Here is a 1,069-nt window from a genome sequence, read left to right on the forward strand (position 1 = left end):
TTCAAATGTCAAATTAAGTTAGAAATTTTAGCTGCTCATCAGTGATTTGATTTACGAATGCCTCAAGTGGTGTTTGATAATTGAGACTTTTTCTGGGAATATGGTTCCGTCGACTAGCAACAGCCTGGACAAATTCATCTGATAGCTGGTCCATGATGAGATCATGGTGCAACCCATCCTTACGAAGTAAGTTGTTGGTGTTTTCATTCAACCCACGTTGATTGGGTGCTCCTACAGCGGCAAAGTAAATATTTAAATCAAACTGGTTAGCAATCGTTCGCCAACCGGCGAACTCCTTACCATTATCAAACGTGATGGACTTAAACAAGTGGCGTGGCAGCTTCGTCAACCAGGCTGCTAAACTACGATTGACGTTTTGTGATGACTTGGTATGTGAATTCAAAACAATTGCGACCTTGGTCTGCCGTTCAACCAGTGTGGTTACGGCACCCTGATGGTTTTTGCCTTGAACCGTGTCGCCTTCTAAATGACCGAATTCTCGTTTAAAATTAGGATAGTCCTGATAACGGGTTTTTAAATCTCTGCCCAATTGCCCAGCTTTTCCTCGTCGTTCAACGTACCCATTAGGGTGACGCTGACCATGCATGGGTAAATCTTTGGCGAACAAGCCAAAAGCATCATGTTTGAAAATGCGATATAGGGTTCGTACGCCGCAGCTAAAAGAACGTTCGTGGCGATTAATAATTGTATCTGGTTGCCACCCCGCTTGAATTTTGGCTTGGATATAAACCAGTTCATCAGGGGCTAGTTGAATGGGCTTACGCCCACAATGTTGTTTGTGCCGTCGATAATGTTGTTGGTAATCAATAAGCGTACCGCCAGCGTCAAGAAAACGATAGATGCGATAAACGGTTTCAGCACTCCGGTGGAGTGCTGGTGCTACTCGGTAAGCCTTTTTATTGAGCTTCCAAAAGGAATAAATTGTAGTGAGTTCGTCTATGGTAAGATGAGTATAGGTCATTTGTGATCAGCCTTTCTTTTGATTTCAACACTCAAAAGTCTATCACAAATGGCTTTTTAAATTTCTAACTTAATTTTACAAACAGGG

Annotated in this window: 1 protein-coding gene; it reads right to left on the reverse strand. The window is 42.5% G+C overall.

What is annotated here, in order from left to right:
* Window positions 1–13 precede the first annotated feature (13 nt).
* Window positions 14–982, reverse strand: coding sequence for an IS30 family transposase (locus LKE01_RS11825; RefSeq protein ID WP_054769923.1), 969 nt, complete (start codon window positions 980–982; stop codon window positions 14–16).
* Between the last annotated feature and the right edge of the window lie 87 nt (window positions 983–1,069).

It is taken from the genome of Lentilactobacillus kefiri, assembly GCF_007989105.1.
Taxonomy (GTDB): domain Bacteria; phylum Bacillota; class Bacilli; order Lactobacillales; family Lactobacillaceae; genus Lentilactobacillus; species Lentilactobacillus kefiri.